General features: G+C 45.9%; 16 protein-coding genes. 7 read left to right on the forward strand and 9 right to left on the reverse strand.

The annotated features are described in order from the left end of the window. Positions 1–120: 120 nt before the first annotated feature. Both AC1RNB_RS06960 and AC1RNB_RS06965 read right to left on the reverse strand, forming a co-directional pair. Positions 121–3,198, reverse strand: coding sequence for an efflux RND transporter permease subunit (locus AC1RNB_RS06960; RefSeq protein WP_493081891.1), 3,078 nt, complete (start codon positions 3,196–3,198; stop codon positions 121–123). 69 nt (positions 3,199–3,267) lie between these two features. Then, positions 3,268–4,320 carry an efflux RND transporter periplasmic adaptor subunit gene (locus tag AC1RNB_RS06965; RefSeq protein ID WP_493081893.1) on the reverse strand — a complete coding sequence of 351 codons (1,053 nt, stop codon included), beginning with the start codon at positions 4,318–4,320 and terminating at the stop codon, positions 3,268–3,270. 175 nt (positions 4,321–4,495) lie between these two features. Here AC1RNB_RS06965 and AC1RNB_RS06970 point away from each other — a divergent pair, with 175 nt between their 5' ends. From AC1RNB_RS06970 to AC1RNB_RS06985, 4 genes are all read left to right on the forward strand, one after another. Then, the gene (locus tag AC1RNB_RS06970) at positions 4,496–5,332 is read left to right on the forward strand and encodes an SDR family NAD(P)-dependent oxidoreductase (RefSeq protein WP_493081895.1); all 837 of its coding nucleotides are present in this window, start codon (positions 4,496–4,498) and stop codon (positions 5,330–5,332) included. Between the two features lie 21 nt (positions 5,333–5,353). After that, positions 5,354–6,121, forward strand: a complete 768-nt coding sequence (locus tag AC1RNB_RS06975) for an SDR family NAD(P)-dependent oxidoreductase (protein ID WP_493081896.1) — start codon at positions 5,354–5,356, stop codon at positions 6,119–6,121. 81 nt (positions 6,122–6,202) lie between these two features. Next, entirely contained in the window at positions 6,203–7,420 is a 1,218-nt protein-coding gene (locus AC1RNB_RS06980; RefSeq protein WP_493081898.1) for an acyl-CoA dehydrogenase family protein, read from the forward strand. Positions 7,421–7,504: 84 nt separating this feature from the next. Then, positions 7,505–8,557, forward strand: coding sequence for a phosphotransferase family protein (locus AC1RNB_RS06985; RefSeq protein WP_493081899.1), 1,053 nt, complete (start codon positions 7,505–7,507; stop codon positions 8,555–8,557). Between the two features lie 195 nt (positions 8,558–8,752). On the opposite strand, the gene AC1RNB_RS06990 is transcribed toward AC1RNB_RS06985, so the two are convergent. The 5 genes from AC1RNB_RS06990 to AC1RNB_RS07010 form a co-directional block, all read right to left on the reverse strand. Further along, positions 8,753–9,523, reverse strand: a complete 771-nt coding sequence (locus AC1RNB_RS06990) for a peptidase associated/transthyretin-like domain-containing protein (protein ID WP_493081900.1) — start codon at positions 9,521–9,523, stop codon at positions 8,753–8,755. 143 nt (positions 9,524–9,666) lie between these two features. Beyond that, positions 9,667–10,398 (reverse strand): esterase family protein, encoded by a 732-nt coding sequence (locus AC1RNB_RS06995; protein ID WP_493081902.1) that lies wholly within the window; start codon positions 10,396–10,398, stop codon positions 9,667–9,669. 86 nt (positions 10,399–10,484) lie between these two features. After that, on the reverse strand, positions 10,485–11,228 hold the full coding sequence (locus tag AC1RNB_RS07000; protein WP_493081904.1) for a ParA family protein: 744 nt from the start codon (positions 11,226–11,228) through the stop codon (positions 10,485–10,487). 134 nt (positions 11,229–11,362) lie between these two features. Next, positions 11,363–12,619: a chromate efflux transporter gene (gene chrA, locus AC1RNB_RS07005; protein WP_493081905.1), complete on the reverse strand. Its 1,257-nt coding sequence runs from the start codon at positions 12,617–12,619 to the stop codon at positions 11,363–11,365. A gap of 159 nt (positions 12,620–12,778) precedes the next feature. Beyond that, positions 12,779–13,723, reverse strand: coding sequence for an isopenicillin N synthase family dioxygenase (locus AC1RNB_RS07010; RefSeq protein WP_493081907.1), 945 nt, complete (start codon positions 13,721–13,723; stop codon positions 12,779–12,781). Positions 13,724–13,850: 127 nt separating this feature from the next. Here AC1RNB_RS07010 and AC1RNB_RS07015 point away from each other — a divergent pair, with 127 nt between their 5' ends. Further along, positions 13,851–14,900, forward strand: coding sequence for a DUF3089 domain-containing protein (locus tag AC1RNB_RS07015; protein ID WP_493081908.1), 1,050 nt, complete (start codon positions 13,851–13,853; stop codon positions 14,898–14,900). A 254-nt stretch (positions 14,901–15,154) separates the two neighbouring features. Here the strand turns inward: AC1RNB_RS07015 and AC1RNB_RS07020 are convergent, their stop codons facing one another. Continuing rightward, positions 15,155–15,409 (reverse strand): hypothetical protein, encoded by a 255-nt coding sequence (locus AC1RNB_RS07020; RefSeq protein WP_493081910.1) that lies wholly within the window; start codon positions 15,407–15,409, stop codon positions 15,155–15,157. A 12-nt stretch (positions 15,410–15,421) separates the two neighbouring features. Between AC1RNB_RS07020 and AC1RNB_RS07025 the strand changes: the two genes are divergently transcribed. Further along, positions 15,422–15,592 (forward strand): hypothetical protein, encoded by a 171-nt coding sequence (locus AC1RNB_RS07025; protein WP_493081911.1) that lies wholly within the window; start codon positions 15,422–15,424, stop codon positions 15,590–15,592. A 58-nt stretch (positions 15,593–15,650) separates the two neighbouring features. On the opposite strand, the gene AC1RNB_RS07030 is transcribed toward AC1RNB_RS07025, so the two are convergent. Beyond that, a complete protein-coding gene (locus AC1RNB_RS07030; RefSeq protein WP_493081912.1) occupies positions 15,651–16,016 on the reverse strand; it encodes a helix-turn-helix domain-containing protein in 366 nt (121 codons plus the stop codon). A 139-nt stretch (positions 16,017–16,155) separates the two neighbouring features. Here AC1RNB_RS07030 and AC1RNB_RS07035 point away from each other — a divergent pair, with 139 nt between their 5' ends. Further along, positions 16,156–17,739: a site-specific DNA-methyltransferase gene (locus AC1RNB_RS07035; RefSeq protein ID WP_493081913.1), complete on the forward strand. Its 1,584-nt coding sequence runs from the start codon at positions 16,156–16,158 to the stop codon at positions 17,737–17,739. Positions 17,740–17,741 lie beyond the last annotated feature (2 nt).

Raw genomic sequence — 17,741 nt, forward strand, 5'->3', positions numbered from 1 at the left:
GACTTGGTATGATAAAAGTCAGGAGAGAGGAAATTCAAAAGTAAAAAGTCAAAAGTAAAAACAGAACACGCGCCCCATTTTTGACTTTTGACTTTTGACTTTTGACTTTTGACTTTTGACTTATTCTGTGATCTCAATATGCTTCGCCCTATGTGTACCGGAAATAAAGCTGTACACTGCAGGAATGACCAATAAAGTAAGTACCAGCGAGAACAGGATACCACCTACCACTACAATACCCAGTGGTACCCGGCTGGTAGCCGCAGCACCCAGGCTCAGGGCAATAGGCAATGCACCCAGCGAAGTAGCGAGGCTGGTCATGAGAATAGGTCGTAAACGTTGGGTAGCGGCCTCTATCACTGCCGCCCGTTTATGCAGGCCGAATTTGCGTTTCTGGTTAGCAAACTCCACAATAAGAATCCCGTTTTTCGTCACCAAGCCGATCAGCATAATCATCCCGATCTCCGAGAAAATGTTCAGGGTTTGATCGAACACATATAAACTCAGCAATGCGCCGGCCAATGCCAGTGGTACGGTTAACATGATGATCAACGGATCGAGGAAACTCTCGAACTGAGCGGCGAGTACGAGATAAATCAGTAACAGCGCCAGCACAAAAGCAAATACGATATTGGAAGAACTTTCTGCATAATCTCTCGATGGACCATTCAGTGATGTCTGGAAGGATTCGTCCAGTAGTTTGTTACCGATCTCGTTCATGGCTTTGATACCATCCCCGATGGTTTTACCTTCGGCCAGCGAGGCAGAGATGGTAGCTGATTTGTAACGGTTAAAGTGATAGAGTGTTGCCGGGTTACTGCTTTCTTCCATTTTCACAACCGCATCCAGCGGAATATAATCGCCCCGGTTATTTCTTACATACAGGTTACGGATATCATTGGGATTATTCCGATCATCTCTCTCTACCTGCGCAACCACCGAATACTGAAAACCATTCATGATAAAATAAGCCAGCCTTCCGCCGCTGAAAGCAGACTGCATGGTAGCCACCACATCTGCCGTAGACAGGCCCAGATCTTTGGCTTTCATCCGGTCGATGGTTAATTGTACTTCCGGTTTGTTGAACTTGATGTTCACATCCACATTCGCGAAAGTTTTATCCTTACGTGCTTCTTCCAGAAATTTAGGGATGACTTCTTTTAATTTAGCCAGATCCTGGTTCTGTAAAATAAACTGAACAGGCAAAGCCATTCTTGAAGCAAATCCTACGGCAATGGTCTGCTCCTGAATGGCAAAGACCCTGACTTCATTAAACCGACTCATTTTTTTCTGCAGTTCGGTGGCTATCTCATTCTGGCTTCTTTTCCTTTGATCTGGTGGCACCAGTGCTATCCTGGGTGCTGCAGAGTTGGCGGCACCGCCCGGACCAAAACCACCCGGAGTACGTGCCTGCACAAAATCATTTTCCGGAACAGAATCAATCAGGAAATTGGAAATATTATCCGAGATCCTTTGCATGGCATTATAACTGGTTCCCTCGGGCGCCGTTACGGTAAAGCGGATACTGCTTCTGTCTTCCATGGGAGCTATCTCACTTTGCAGTGTGCCCATCACTGCTACAATTATACCGATGCAGGCCAATACAATGATCCATGCCATCCAGCGTATATTCATGAAGGCGGTGAGTAAACGTTTGTATCCACTTTCCATCCCTGTAAAAAATGGCTCTGTTTTTTTGTAGAACCAGCCTTCGTGTGCCTTAGGCGAACTGAGATAAACGTTCAATACCGGGGTAATGGTAAGTGACACAAAAGCCGAGATCAGTACTGCCGCCGCCAGGGTTACCCCAAACTCGCGGAACAACCTTCCTACAAAACCTTCGAGAAAGATTACCGGAAGAAATACAACTGCCAGCGTAATAGAAGTAGATATAACTGCAAAAAAGATCTCTTTACTTCCTTCCAGTGCCGCTTTGCGGATAGGGAGCCCTTCTTCCAGTTTCCGGAAGATATTTTCCGTTACCACAATTCCATCATCTACCACCAATCCCGTTGCCAATACAATACCCAGAAGGGTGAGGATATTGATAGAGAAACCGGCAATGTACATGATAAAGAAAGTAGCGATCAGCGATATCGGAATATCGATCAGTGGCCGTATGGCGATAAGCCAGTTACGGAAAAATAAAAAGATGACCAATACAACCAGACTGAACGAGATGATCATGGTTTCTTTTACCTCCTCCAGCGATTTGCGGATATTGATGGTGTTATCAAGAATCACCGTCATCTCTATATCCGATTTATTGGCACGTTTAATCTGGTCCAATCTTTTGTTAAACTCATCTGCAATCTCTACATTATTGGCACCCGGTTGCGGTACAATGGCCAGGCCCACTGCATTTACCCCGTTCAGTTTCCAGGATTGCTCCAATTGCTCGGGGGCCAGTTCTATTTTTGACACATCACCCAAACGCACGATGCCACTGGCGTCTTCCCGGATAATCAGGTCGCGGAACTGCTGCTCGTTACGTAATCTTCCCAACGGACGGATGATCAGCTCCGTACTGCTGCCATAGATCTTACCCGGAGGCAGTTCAATATTTTCTGTGTTGATGGCCGCTCTGATATCTGTGAAAGCCACATTGTGGGCATTCATTCTGTCGGGGTTCAGCCAGATCCGCATCGCGTATCTTTTCTGCCCGAAAATATTTACGGCACTTACATCTTTGATCGTTTGTAACTGTTGCTGTAAAACATTCTCAGCATAATCACTCAGCTCCATCAAACTTTTGGTACGGCTCTGTACGGCCAGTACCATGATAAAATCGCCACTCGCATCAGCTTTGGAAACAATGGGCGGAGCATCGATATCCTGTGGTAAACTCCGTTGTGCCTGTCCAACTTTATCGCGCACATCACTGGCAGCCGCTTCCAGGTCAACCCCCAGGTTAAACTCAACCGTAATATTACTGCTACCCAGCGAGCTGGAAGAAGAGATAGAGCGGATACCCGGAATACCATTCACCTGTTTCTCCAGCGGTTCGGTGATCTGGCTTTCAATGATATCGGCATTGGCACCTACATAACTGGTACTGATAGAAATAATGGGCGGATCAATGGCGGGATAATCACGTACAGCCAGAAAACTGAAACCCACCAATCCAAACAGGATGATCAGCAGGTTCATCACAGTAGCCAGTACCGGCCGCTTTAACGATAGTTCGGAAATATTCATAGCTGAGTGGCTGTTCTGTTTTGAGAGATCAATGAATCAGGATCAGAAATCCGCAATGCAACGGATCCTTTAATTAAGTAACTGTTCCAATTGTTTAACGCTTTTTACTTTCAGCGTTGATTTGGGTCGGGCAAACAATAAACCGGTTACCACCACAGAATCTCCCGGCTCAAGACCCTTCAATACCTCTACGGTAGCAGCCTGCCTGTTTCCTGTTTCGATGTTTACAAAAGACGCTTTGCCATTCTTTACAAGTACCACCTGTTTATTTTTATCATCAGGAATAATGGCATTGGATGGAATCAGGATAGTTTTTTTATCGCGGCTGGCCAACAGGAACACTTTTACATAGGCACCCGGGTTCACATTATTATCCTGCAGCATGGCCCTTACTTTCAGGTTACGCGTTGCCTGGTTTACCTGTGGTTCAATAGCCACTACGGTTGCTTTTTTGATCGTTTTGTTGGTAGCATCAATCTGCACATCCACCACATTGCCTTTACGGATCATTTTACCATACTCTTCGGGTAAAGTAAAGTCGATCTTGATTTTATCTACCTGCTGGATAGTGGCTATGATGGTGGCAGCCGTAACATAGGCCCCCGGACTCACCTGGCGCAATCCTACTACACCACTGAAAGGTGCTTTGATAACAGTTTTGTCTATGAGCGACTGGGTATAAGCCATATCAGCTTTATAGCTGTTCACTGCATTCAGGGCCAGGTCATAATCGGCCTGGTTAACCCCGTTAATAGCTAGTAGTTTACGCAAACGGTCTTCGGTTTTAACCGCCATTTCAAGCAATACTTTGGTTTTGTTCAGCTGTGCCTGCAGGTCGGCATCGTTTACACGGGCTACCAGCGTACCCTGCTGAATACGCGATCCTTCCGGAACGTTGAGGTAAGTAAGCCGGCCACTCACTTCCGGATGCAGCTCTACATATTCATTGGCCACTACGGTACCATTGGCTTCCACAGCGTTGGAAACCGTTTGCGGGGTGGCAATCATCACATCTACCGATACAGCCTGGTTGGAATTGTTTTGTTTAGGGGCATCCTCTTTTTTGCTCTTACAGGCAGAAGCCAGGAATAAACCGAGCGAAAGGATATAGAAATGTTTCAAAATCGTATAATTTAAGGGCCGTTAAAGATAAAAACAATTTATATCTGACTGCAGTTTATCTATGAATGGTTAAGCAGCCAAAATAATTCGGTTGAATCTCTGAAATGATCGGTTTGCAGTGTAAATTCATTACCGGAACACCCTATTCCCTATTGTAGACCCTTATTTGCCTGCCATGTACCTGCTTAGCCGCTCCCACCCCGCCAAAAGAGCTTTTATTACCGGTGCCGCCTCGGGGCTGGGAAAAGCATTCTGTATAGAACTGGCCAAAGACGGCTGGAACCTCGGTATGGCCGATATCAATGTAAAAGAACTGGAAACCGCCGCAACAGAGATCAACGCCTTTGGCGGAAAAACATGGATCTACCCGCTCGACGTATCAGACAAAGAACAATATGCCAAAGTGGCCCAGGCTTTTCTGGCCGATGCCGGTGGTATTGACCTGCTGTTCAACAATGCCGGCGTAGGCGATGGCGGGGCTTTTGAAGAGTATGGACTGGAGAACTACGAGTGGATGGTGGGTATTAACCAGATGGGGGTAGTATATGGCTGCCATTATTTTATCCCGGCGATGAAAAAACAGCGGTCCGGACATATTCTCAATACCGCCAGTGCTGCGGCCATCGGCTGTGCACCCACCATGGGGGCCTATAATATGACCAAAGCTGCTGTAGTAGCCATCAGCGAAACCCTGTATGGCGAGTTGATGGACCACAATATCCAGGTATCCTGTATCCAGCCCACTTATTTCAGAACCAATGTGGTGCAGTATGCCCGCGGTGGCGAACTCGTAAAAAAAGCTACCCAGCTCTTCATCGAAAAATCCGGACTGGAAGCCGATACCGTGGCACAGGAAATATTGAACCGTGCAGGTAAAAAGGAATTGTATATCATCCTACCGGAAGCTGCCAGAAAAATGTGGCTTTTCAAGCGATTGGCCCCAACCTGGTTCAGAAAAAAAGTAAAAGAACAGTTTATGGCTGCCATGAGCAAAGCCATGCGTAGAAAATAAACGCTGCAAAAACCCATTTATATGACAGCCAACCAGCTATTCAGTCTCGAAGGAAAAGTGGCCCTTATCACCGGCGCCAGTAAAGGTATTGGCGAAGCCATTGCCCGTATGTATGCAGCCTGTGGCGCCAAAGTGGTCATCAACTCGCGCAAACAGGAAGAATTAGACAAGGTAGCCACTGATATTACAGCAGCAGGCGGCACCTGTGCCGGTATTGCTGCCAATGCAGGCGAGATCGCTGCCTGTAAAGAACTGGTAGAAAAAACCGTAGCGCTCTATGGCGGTATTGATATACTGGTGAACAATGCCGCTTCCAATCCGGTATATGGCCCTGTGGTAAACTGCGAGGAGTGGGCATTCGATAAGATCATGAACGTAAATGTGAAAGCACCTTTTGAACTGGGCAAACTGGTATATCCCATCATGAAAGAACGGGGTGGCGGCAGTGTGATCAATATCAGTTCTATTGCCGGACTCACACCCGATCCGGGATTGGGTATGTATTCGGTGTCTAAGGCAGCTTTGAACATGCTCACCAAAGTAGCCGCCAAAGAATGGGGAGCAGATGGCATCCGGGTAAATGCCATTTGTCCGGGACTGATCAAAACCAAATTTTCAGAAGCCCTCTGGCAGAACGAGAAATGGCTGAACCATTTTGTAAAACAACTCCCGATTGCCCGCATGGGAACCGTGGAAGAAATTGCCGGCCTGGCCCTCTTCCTCGCCTCCGATGCTTCGGGATATTGCACAGGAACCTTATTTACAGCAGACGGTGGCGTAACTATCTAAATCCCTCTGCGAAACCTCCGCTTCTCTGTTCTCTGCGGTGAAAAAATGCCGAGCAGCAACCTAACTGATTAAACCTATTGTATGGAATCCGTATTTGCCACCGAACGCCTCAAAACACTCTTACCCAAAGTAAAAGCCTTTGTAGAAGAAGAATTGATCCCGCTTGAAAAAGAACATACTACCCGGCCTTTCAAACAAACTGAAAAAATTCTTGCTGAAAAAAGAGAGAAAGTAAAAGCGCTCGGGCTCTGGAATTTGCATCTGCCAGCATCAGAAGGTGGACAAGGGTTAACACTTTGCGAATTCGGACAGGTAAGCGAAGTGTTATCGCTGGCTCCTTATTACGGGCAATACACATTTAATTGCCAGGCTCCCGATATCGGCAACACAGAACTTATCAGCAGATTTGCGTCTGAAGAGATCAAACAAAAATTCCTGCATCCTTTACTCGAAGGAAAGATCCGTAGTTGCTTTTCTATGACGGAACCTGAATTTGCCGGCTCCAATCCTACACGATTGGCCACAACGGCCGTAAGAGAAGGAGATGAATATGTGATCAACGGACATAAATGGTTTACCTCCTCTGCTGATGGGGCTGCTTTTGCAGTAGTGATGGCTGTTACCAACCCCGAAGCCAAACCCCATGAGCGGGCCAGTATGATCATTGTACCCACCGATAATCCGGGCTTCCGGTTTGTTCGCAATATTCCCATTTTTGGCGAAACGGGCGAAGGCTGGGCCAGTCATGCAGAGATCAATTATGTAAACTGCCGTGTACCCGTAACGAACCTGATTGGCCAGGAAGGAATGGGATTCCGATTGGCGCAGGAGCGCCTCGGGCCCGGCCGCATACACCATTGCATGCGCTGGATCGGCATTGCCGAAAAAGCATTTGACCTGATGTGCCAACGCGCCGCCACCCGTGAGTTGGAAGAAGGCGTGATGCTGGGAGAAAAACAATTTATCCAGGGTTTTATTGCCGAGAGCCGGGTAGAAATTGATGCAGCCCGTTTACTGGTATTACGCACCGCTTACAATATAGACCAGGTAGGTGCCAAAGCCGTGCGCGACCAGGTATCGGGTATCAAATTTTATGTGGCCAATATGGTGTTAAAAGTGCTCGACAGATCCATACAGGTACATGGGGGTATGGGATTAACAGATGAAACCATGCTGGCTAATCTGTACCAGCACGAACGGGGTGCCCGTATCTGGGATGGGGCCGATGAAGTGCATAAACAAAGTATGGCTTTGAATATTCTGAAATCCTATGGCCTGGATATCCGGAAAAAGAGATAAGCAGTTTTAGTTTTGTTTTAAGAAAGCTTTTTCAACACAGAATACACGGAGTAACAGAGATACACAGAGAAATTATTTACGACCATGAGTAGTAACCCAACACCTGCCGGGCAGGGAGCAACATTGGATCTGACGGCATTAAACAGTTACCTGAACCAACAGGGCAATTCTTTTGGTGAAGTAACCCTCTGTACCCGTTTTACCGGCGGTTATTCTAATCTTACCTACCTGTTACAGACAGCTGATAAAGAATATGTGTTACGCATGCCACCACATGGCGCCAATATCAAATCGGCGCACGATATGGGGCGCGAGTTCCGGGTATTGCAGGCATTGAAACCCCATTACACAAAAGTTCCTACTCCCCTTATTTATTGCGAATCGGCAGCCATCATAGGAAAACCATTTTATATCATGGACAAACTGGATGGTATCATTCTTCGTGCACATAATGCCCCCAGGATGAATATCGCACCGGAAACATTCCGGAATTTATCTGCCGCACTGATCGATAACCTGGTTGCATTGCATGCGCTGGATATAAACACCACCGAACTTATACAACTGGGCAAACCGGAGGGGTACGTACAAAGGCAGTTAGAGGGCTGGATCAAAAGATATTATGCAGCCGAAACAGATAAGATCCCTTCCATGGATGCGGTGGCAGGCTGGTTACAGCAACAACAACCGCCCGCACAGACACCGGCTTTTCTGCACAATGATTACAAGTACGACAATGTGATACTGAACCCTGCTAATTTTTCAGAAATAGTGGGTGTACTCGATTGGGAAATGGCTACCGTAGGGGATCCGTTGATGGACCTCGGCGCCAGTCTCGCGTATTGGTTCGAAGCGGGCGAGGAAGATGTATTCAAAAGCTACAATCTTACCTGGTTACCAGGCAACTTTTCGCGCAGGGAAGTGATAGCGCACTATGCGTTCAAAAGCGGAAGGGATCTTTCGCATATCTCTTTTTATTATGCTTTCGGCCTCTTTAAAAATGCCGTTATCGCGCAGCAGATCTATCACCGCTGGAAACAGGGCCACAGCAGCGACGCCCGTTTTGGCGCCTTATTACCTATGATACAACTATTAGGGAAAAAAGCAGCAGATGCTATAGAAAAAGAAGTGTTGTAAAAAAAATCTGTGATTCTCTGTTCCTCTGTGATCTCAGTGTTAAAAATTAAAATAGATGTTGTTGAATGATTGCGGATGATTGGTGTTTTTCAACACAGAGATTCTGTGTTACACAGAGAAAAGCAGTTGGGCTCCCTCAACATCAGCGATTCGATATTCGACATTCCTTGATCGATATTCGCTATTCAAAATTCTCTACTCCTCCCTCCTCCGCAAAGCCCCTTTGGGCACATTCTTCGAAGCTTTATACTGTTCATAACTCTGCTGGATATAATACCCCAGTTCCAGATCGTTCAGTAATTGCACCACTTCGTAATCGGGCCGGTAGCGAACCATAAACGTATCCAGCTCGGGTGATGTTAGTTTGGTGATCTTCCGAACAAACTGTTTACTAAACCGGTTGTTCACATATTTCTCCTGTTCCTGGTCAAGCAGGCGCTTCTGCAAACTCAGAATACTGCGGTTCCGTTTTACACGGAACATGTTGATGATCTCATCCAGGTCAAATCCCACCGTTAAACCGCCGGGATTATAGGTTGGATTATTGCTCAGCCTCAGTCCGGGTTTTCTGAAGTCGAAGATCTTGGCATAATCTTTTCTGTTCTGTATAGAGTCAAACTTGTAATAACTGTTCCGCACTTTCACTTCCGGCAGTTCAAAACTGCGGATATGGATCATCACATTAAAATTATCGAGGTTGGTAATGGTATCCACCGGGTATTTCATCGTGGTTTTACCGATCAGAGAGAACCAGATAGAATCTCTCGCAGGCACGGTAATGGTATACTTACCCAGCGAATCGGTGATGGTTCCCCTGCCGGATGTACTAAGTACCCCCACCGCTTCCAGTGGCCGGCGGGCAGATATATCATACACTGTTCCGCTGATGGTAACTACCTGGGCACGGGCCTTGGTAAGAAAACATACAGACAATACCAGCAGCAGAATGGGTAGCCTTTTTCTCAAATCCATCATTTAGGCTGTAATATTAAAGCAGCGGCGGCAGAGTACAAGAAATGTAAGGGGAATTAACTAGGTTTTTGCAGAATAACAACTGATCTCCACATTCGGGAATAAGACCAAGGGAATTTTTTACCCGTTGTTGCTGTTTAAAACTTTGTATCAATAATATAGGGCAACATAGTACGCCAGGTGGGCCAGTCGTGGGTAATATCATGCCCCCATATATCGAGGTCATAATTGATTCCCTTGTTGTAAAGCACCCCTGCAAAACGCCTTGACGCTTCCGGATCTTCATAGGCACCACTGCCGCTATAAATATGGATATGATGGCTGGCCCTGATTTTTTCAAGGTACCAGTGATCGGTAAGGTTGGGCAAATAATGTTCCGGACTGTTATAATATACCTGCTCATCAAAAAAGCCTTTGGTATATTCTGTGAGATTGTACACCCCGCTCATACTGATCACACCATTAATGATATCGGGTCTTTTCAGGAAAAGGTTCATCGCATGCAGGGCACCAAAAGAAGCCCCGCAAGTGTAGATCATGGTTTCCTGGCTGGTGGCATTGCGGATAAAAGGAACCACTTCATTAAACACATATTCATTGAACTGGTTATGACGGATGGCTTTGTGTTCGGGCACCATCTCATTGTTCATCCAGCTTTCTTTGTTCATACTATCGATACTGAACACCCGCAGTTTGCCCGCTTTGATCAATGGTGATAGAGCATCTATCAACTGAAAACGTTCATATTCCAGGTAATCAGCGGCTGCAGTAGGTATCAGTAATAAGGCAAAACCATAATGACCGTAAGAAGCGATCGGCATCTCTTTTCCCAGTGCGGGACTATACCAGGACGTAAGTTCTCTGTTCATTGCGTAAGGATTGGGGAATGAGAAGCAACTGTAGCATAGGAATGGATACACTCCGTTCCTGCATCTTCTATTCCGGCTTTCAAAATCTAGTCAATACAATTTTTCTTAATCTCTTTCCACAGATCACGGTAGCACTGTGCCGCATAACTGCTGGCAGCAAAGGTTTCGAGCGGTGCTTCGTTAATGCCCATTTTTTCTACATCGCTCAGGTAAGGGATATAACTTTTCAGGAAAACCTTGTCTTTGTAAAAGCTGTTCATCACTTCATGGTGCAGGTTTTTTCTGTGATCTACCATGCTGAAGAAACATTTGAGTTTGGAAAGGTCCAATTCATGTTCTTTAAAATATCCTGCTACTGTTTCGTAAGAACGGATGGATAAGGTAGTGGGAATATTGGGCATCAGTACCCAATCGGCCCCAAAGAAAACAGCATCATGCAGGATGGAAATGCCGGGTGGGCAATCCAGGATCACTACATCGTAGTCTTTTTTCAATCCGGCCAGTAAGGTAGAGATCTTCCGCTTCGATTGTTTCATTTCACTCAGCAGAACATCTGCATGGCGTGCAGAAAGATCGGCGGGGATGATGTCGAGATTCTCGTAAGGAGAATGCTGTACGGCATCCAGCAGATCCATTTCGCTGCTCAGCAACTTGCGCGATTCGTTTTTGGTACTCGCTTCGGCACCCAGGTAAAAGGAAGAAGAGCCTTGCGGGTCCATATCCCATATCAGGGTTTTATAGCCTTCTTTGGCAGCTAAATACGCCAGGTTAATAGTGGCAGCGGTTTTACCAACCCCACCTTTCAGGTTATAGAGTGCTAGTGTGACCATACTCTAATATACGGAATTACTGAATCTGTGGAGATTTTACGGCTTTTTATCAATCAGCTCAATTATGCCCTTGTGTGCTAAAATATTCTCACACAAAGGCACGGTTACTATCAATATCTCTAGAAAAGAAAGCATTAAACCAGCCAGCCCATGACCAAACAGCCCAATACGATCAGCGGGGCGGGAATTTTATGGCTGCTGAGCAGGAGAAAAGTAACCACCACCACCACCAGGTCCCAGATTCCGATGGCCTCGGCCTGGATCAGCGAATTGAGAAAACTGTCTTTGATGAGATAACAGGTGGCACCGGTCATAATGCCTACCACGGCCGCATTAATGCCTTCGAGCGAGCGGTATATGACGGCATATCTCTTCAGATTATTCCATACCGGGAAAAAGAACAGAACCAATAAGGCACTTGGCAGAAAAATGGCGATGGCCCCGATTACACAACCCAGCAGTTGCATGCCCGGACCCTGGTCGCGCAGCACCATACCCCCGGTAAAAGCCCCGATAGAAAATACCGGACCGGGTATGGCCCGCACCATGCCCGAGCCGGTTAAAAAATCGGCCCGGTTCATCCGCAGTACATCCCTACCGGTTTCCTGCACTCTTTTGGTTTCAGGGCGGGTTACATATTGTTCGTACATCAGAGGTATTAGTACATCACCCCCACCAAAAACCAGGCTGCCAAAACGATAGGCGTTCTCAAACAGGTTGATGGGTTTGCGGTTCTCCCAGTTCTGCCGGGTAGCTGTTTCAGAAAAATAACCCGCCATTCCAAACAAGGCAAAAAAGATCAGGATATTACCCCAGCCAATCCGTTTGTTTGGGATTTCCTGTTTCGGAATCCTTTTGTCACTGAAATTGGTAGCAATGCCAGCGGCCACAATCAATACAGGAAAGATCCAGGGGGTTTTAAAAGCGAGAAAGGTAGCCACGGTAGCTACCAGCATAATTACCCGTGTAATCGTATTCGTAACAGCCACCCCAAAAATCCGGTAAGCAGAATAGGCAATAAACCCAATGGCCATGGGTTGCACAAATTTGAATACCCCTACTTTCAACCCCATATCATCAAAATAATCGAGCAGAAAAGAAATGCCTCCCATCAAGGTACAGGCAGGCAGGATCCAGATCAATAAAGTAATGATCGCCAGCGGAAGCCCCCCTCTTTTATAGCCGATCAGGGTCAGTGTCTGGGTAGAAGAAGCACCCGGCAGTAACTGGCAGAACCCATTGTATTCAATCAGTTCTTTTTCAGTAACATCTTTCCGTTGCTGTACAAAAGTTTTCAGCATCATGCCCATATGTCCCTGCGGACCACCCACCGCCGTAACACTATGCCAGAACACAGCACGCAGAAAGGGGATATGGCGGGTTAAAACCATGGGGCACAACGGGGTTATGACCGGAAATTAATAAAATTTTAAGGGAGGGGCGAAATAAATAAAACACAGGCCCTAAAACAAGGACAGCCCACACAAAAAACCACGCTTTTGCGCCTTTGCGAGAAAAAGTACGCTCGCAAAGGCGCGGTTAAACCAATTTTATTTTTTTAAACCGATCTCCCGTAAACGTTCATCCAGGTATTCGCCGGCAGTGGCATCCGGATAGGCTTTGGGATGTGCTGCATCAATGCAGCTCTCCAGGCAGGCGAGGCTCATCTCGCTTCGCGGATGCAGGAAAAATGGCATAGAGAACCGGCTGGTATGCCAGAGTTCTCTCGGTGGATTTACCACACGGTGTGTAGTGCTGCGCAGTTTGTTATTGGTGAGGCGCTGTAGCATATCGCCCACATTTACCACGATCTGCTCGGGCAGGGAAGTAACATTTACCCATTCGCCCTGTTTGGTCAGAATCTGTAATCCATCTGCCGAAGCACCTACCAGCAAAGTAATGAGGTTGATATCTTCATGCTGCTCTGCACGAATGGCAGTTTTGGGTTCGTTGGTAATAGGCGGATAATGGATACAACGAAGGATAGAATTTCCGTTGTGTACATGCGCATCAAAATAATGTTCGTCCAGCCCGAGGTACAGGGCAATGGCCTGCAGTAAGGATTTACCGCTTTTTTCAAAATTGCGGTACGCATTAAAAAGTGTTTGATTGAAAGGGCCGATCTCCGCTACAGAAACATTGGCAGGGTATTCTGATTGAATGGGATCATTGTCTTCCACTGTTTGTCCATACTGGAAAAACTCTTTCAGATCCGGTGCCTCACTTCCTTTGGCATGCTCGCGGCCAAAACTGGTATATCCGCGCTGGCCGGCCAGTCCGCTGATCTCATAGTTCAGTTTCTTCTCCAGCGGCAGCGAAAAAAACTGCTGCACATATTCATACTGGTGGGCTATGAGTTCATCGGGCACCCCATGGTTTTTAACGGCTACAAACCCAACTTCTTCATAGGCTTTTCCAAGCGACTCTACAAAAGCAGCTTTGCGTGTAACATCGCCACTCAGAAAATCAGCCAGATCAACAACTGGAATAGACATACGCATTAAATTTTATCGTGAATAATCAGATCTGTCCGGATCCGCCGCGAAAAGTACAAAACAAGTGCGAGATGAGGTAGTATGTAGATAAGATGGGTTTCTTGCAAAATTTTATCAACTTTAAGCTATGATCCGTCAATACCTGCCTTTTCTGCTCCTGCTCTCCTGCATGGTAACCAGCTGTGCCAACAAATACCATCAACTGGCTTCCCGGTACCAATTTACCAATGAAGCGGGCGTACCCGACTATCACAACCCCGACCACTGGGCGGCATTACCCGGTAAATGGGATCCCTCAGACAGTATTCCACTACCACTACGTAATACGTATGCGCCGGATACAACAGCAGATGTCTTTTTTATTCATCCTACTACCTATACCGACAAACACAAAGCCCTGGGATGGAATGCCCCTATCGATAATGCAGAACTGAATGCCAAAACAGATTATTCTACCATCCTGTTCCAGGCCAGTGTTTTTAATGAGGCCGGAAGCGTGTATGCACCCCGTTACCGGCAGGCCAATTATTACGCCTATTTCCCGGTAACTGCCGAAGACAGTCTACAGTCCTACGCTGCCTTTGAAATAGCTTACCAGGATGTGAAAACCGCTTTTCAATATTTTCTTTCGCAGTATAACCATGGCCACCCGATCGTGATTGCTGCACATAGCCAGGGCACCCAGCATGCCAAACGTTTACTGAAAGAATTTTTTGATGGAAAAGATCTCGGTAAACAGTTGATAGTAGCCTACCTGGTAGGCATGCCATTGGAGCCCGATTGGTTTGGTTCTATTCAGCCCTGTATCACACCCACACAAACAGGCTGTGCCGTCAGCTGGCGTACCCTGCGCGATGGCTATAAACCGGCATATGTAGCCAACGAGAAATTTGTATCCATCGTCACCAACCCGCTTACCTGGGACAGCAATAAACAGATGGCCGACAGAACGGATAACAAAGGTGGACTGTTACTGAACTTCAATAAACTGATCCCGAAAATTACCAATGCCCATGCAACCGAGGGAGTGCTCTGGACAGACAAGCCACATTTTTTTGGCAATTTTTTTCTCACCAACAAAAATTACCATGTAGCCGATCTGAATCTGTTTTACCTGAACGTGAGAGAGAATGTGAAACAAAGGGTGCGGGCTTATAAGCAATCACAAATAAAGTAACTACTGTCTCTCCCTACTCCGGGCTAAAGCCCGCAATCCTATTAGTAAAAAGCCTCTAACCCACGTCCTAAAGGACGTGGCAGGTTGAAAACAGTTTACTTCTATTTACTGCAACTTTAATTTGCCACGCCCTGAAGGGCGTGGTAGAAGGAGATAATTACATAGTAGATCCCGGGACTTTAGTCCCGCGTTTGCAAAAAGAAGGTCCCGCCATCAGCGGGACCCATTATTAATACCCCCAATTGAACCCTGGTTTACTGCTTTTCAAAACGGATGGATTTGATAAAAATATCCCCGCTGAAAGCATTGATTACATAGCGCCCGCTATGTAGGTCGGCCATGTTTAATGCCAGTTGCTGCCTGCCCTCGTTTACCTGCGCCACCATTGTTTTGGCTATACGGCCATCCATATCCAGCACTTTGAATACCAGCCGGTCGGTTTTATCGGCCATCACGGTCATATAACTGAGTTCTTCTACCAACCCAAGCTGTAGGTTCTGGATATGCATAAATCTTACTTTGTGTTGCAAAAAATCGGGGGAGGTAATTATATGACACCCGATCTGCGTTTATCGCTGCTCAAATATGGCAAGGATAATGCCAAAAAACAGCGGCTCGGGCAGAAACGGGAAATTTCCCCTGTGAGGAAGGGAATTTTTCCCTTACTGGGAAAGTTGGAAGGAACGGTATAAAAAAGCAGCCCGGTTACGGAGCTGCTTTATACAATTTTTCTTCCATAGGTAGGGCTTATCATTTTCCTCTTTTACCAGTCTTAGAAACCGTATTGATTTGTTTTTTCAGTTTTTCCATTTCCTGGCTCAATTGCCTTACCAACTGGGCCAGTTGTTCCAATTCTTCTTTCGAAGCTGTCCCGTAGGGTTGATGAGCAGATTGTTGTACCAGCGAAGTACCCGTACTGTCTTTAAAGAAGCTGGTTACGTCCACACTCAGTATCTCGGCTATCCTCAGCAGGCGGGTGGCAGAGGGGTCGGTTTCGCCACGTTCTATTTTGGCATAGGCACCGGGAGTGATATCCAGTTCGGCAGCCATATTATCCTGAGTATAGTCCCTGCTTTGCCGCAACCTCCGTATACGTTCTCCAATGGTTTTTTTCACAAGTCAAATTTCTTCAACACCCAACTCTTCAACTGTCTTAAAAGTATAGTTTATGATATTTTAAATACATTTACTGTCTTTATAGTGCAATATTGTTGTTTAAAGACAGTTTTGTACGCAACCAAACCCGGTAAGACAGATGCCCACATTACATTGGATAGGAAAAGACAAGGTGATCAACCATCACCTCGCCGTTCCCTTTCGTGTGCTGGAACATGGGTATGGATTTACGGATGGAAAACTGGGCAGTGCCGAAACCAATAGCGGTAATAAAATCATCCATGGCGATAACCTGGAAGCGCTCAAAGCTTTGCTGCCGGCGTATGAAGGAAAAATCAAGTGTATTTATATAGATCCGCCGTACAATACGGGGAAAGAACAATGGTTATATACTGACAAAGTAAATCATCCTACTATTGAAAAATGGTTTGCCAAAATTGTCGGAAAGGAAGGGGAAGACCTTTCTCGGGATGATAAGTGGCTTTGCATGATGTATCCCAGAATAAAAATCATGCACAAACTTTTAACAGAAGATGGTATATTCTTTTGCTCAATTGATGATTACGAACATGCCAACCTAAAACTGTTACTGGATGAAATTTTTGGGACAACTAACTTTATCAACAATATAATATGGCAAAGGGCATTCTCCCCTATCAATACTAAGAAAAGGTTTTCCCCGAATCATGATTTCATCTTGTGCTATGCCAAAAATATTGCGTTAGTAGAATTTGTTTTACCAAGAACTGAAGATGCAGACAATAGATACGCTAACCCGGACAATGATAGTCGTGGAGTATGGACCTCAAGTGATTTAACAGTCGGACCAGTTATAAAAGAAAAATTATATGAAATAATATCTCCAAGCGGTAAAAAATTTGTGCCACCTGCAGGAAGATGTTGGGTTGTAACGGAAGAAAGGTTCAACGAATTAAAAAAAGATTCCAGGATCTGGTTCGGTGAAACAGGTTCGAATATGCCTCGTCTTAAGAGATTTAAGTGTGATGTAAAAGATGGTATGACCCCATTAACGGTTTGGACCTATAAAGAAGTAGGACATACGCAGGAAGCAAAAAAAGAAGTAAAACAAATTTTCTCTGAAAGCGATCTGCCATTTGATACACCCAAATCCATCAAACTAATGGAAAGGATTGTTCAACTGGGTACAGACTCAAATTCAATCATCTTAGATTCCTTCGCTGGTTCCGGCACCACAGCCCACGCTGTTCTTAATCTCAATAAGCAGGACGGCGGCAACCGCAAATTCATTCTCATAGAAATGGAACCCTATGCCGAAACCATTACGGCAGAAAGGGTTAAAAGGGTCATTAATGGTTATGCAGATAAAGAAGCCACCGGTGGCGCTTTTGATTACTATACACTGGGGCAACCATTGTTTACCGAAGAGGGCAACCTGAACGAAACGGTTCCGCTGAAAGAACTGCGGCAGTATATTTTTTATACCGAAACCCAACAGCCTTTACCGGATGTTACAAAAGGTAAAGACACCCCTTATTTGCTGGGCCTGTATAACCAAACAGCCTACTATTTCGTATTCGAGCCCGGTCAGACTACCACCCTCGATCACGATTTTCTGGCCACTATACGAACCAAAGCAGAACAATATATCATATACGCAGACAATTGCACCCTAACCAAGGATTTTTTAACCCTGTCTGCCATCAGTTTTAAAAAAATACCGAGAGATATTACCCGGTTTTAAGT

The sequence above is a fragment of the Sediminibacterium sp. GW821-FHT12F12 genome, from assembly GCF_058806635.1.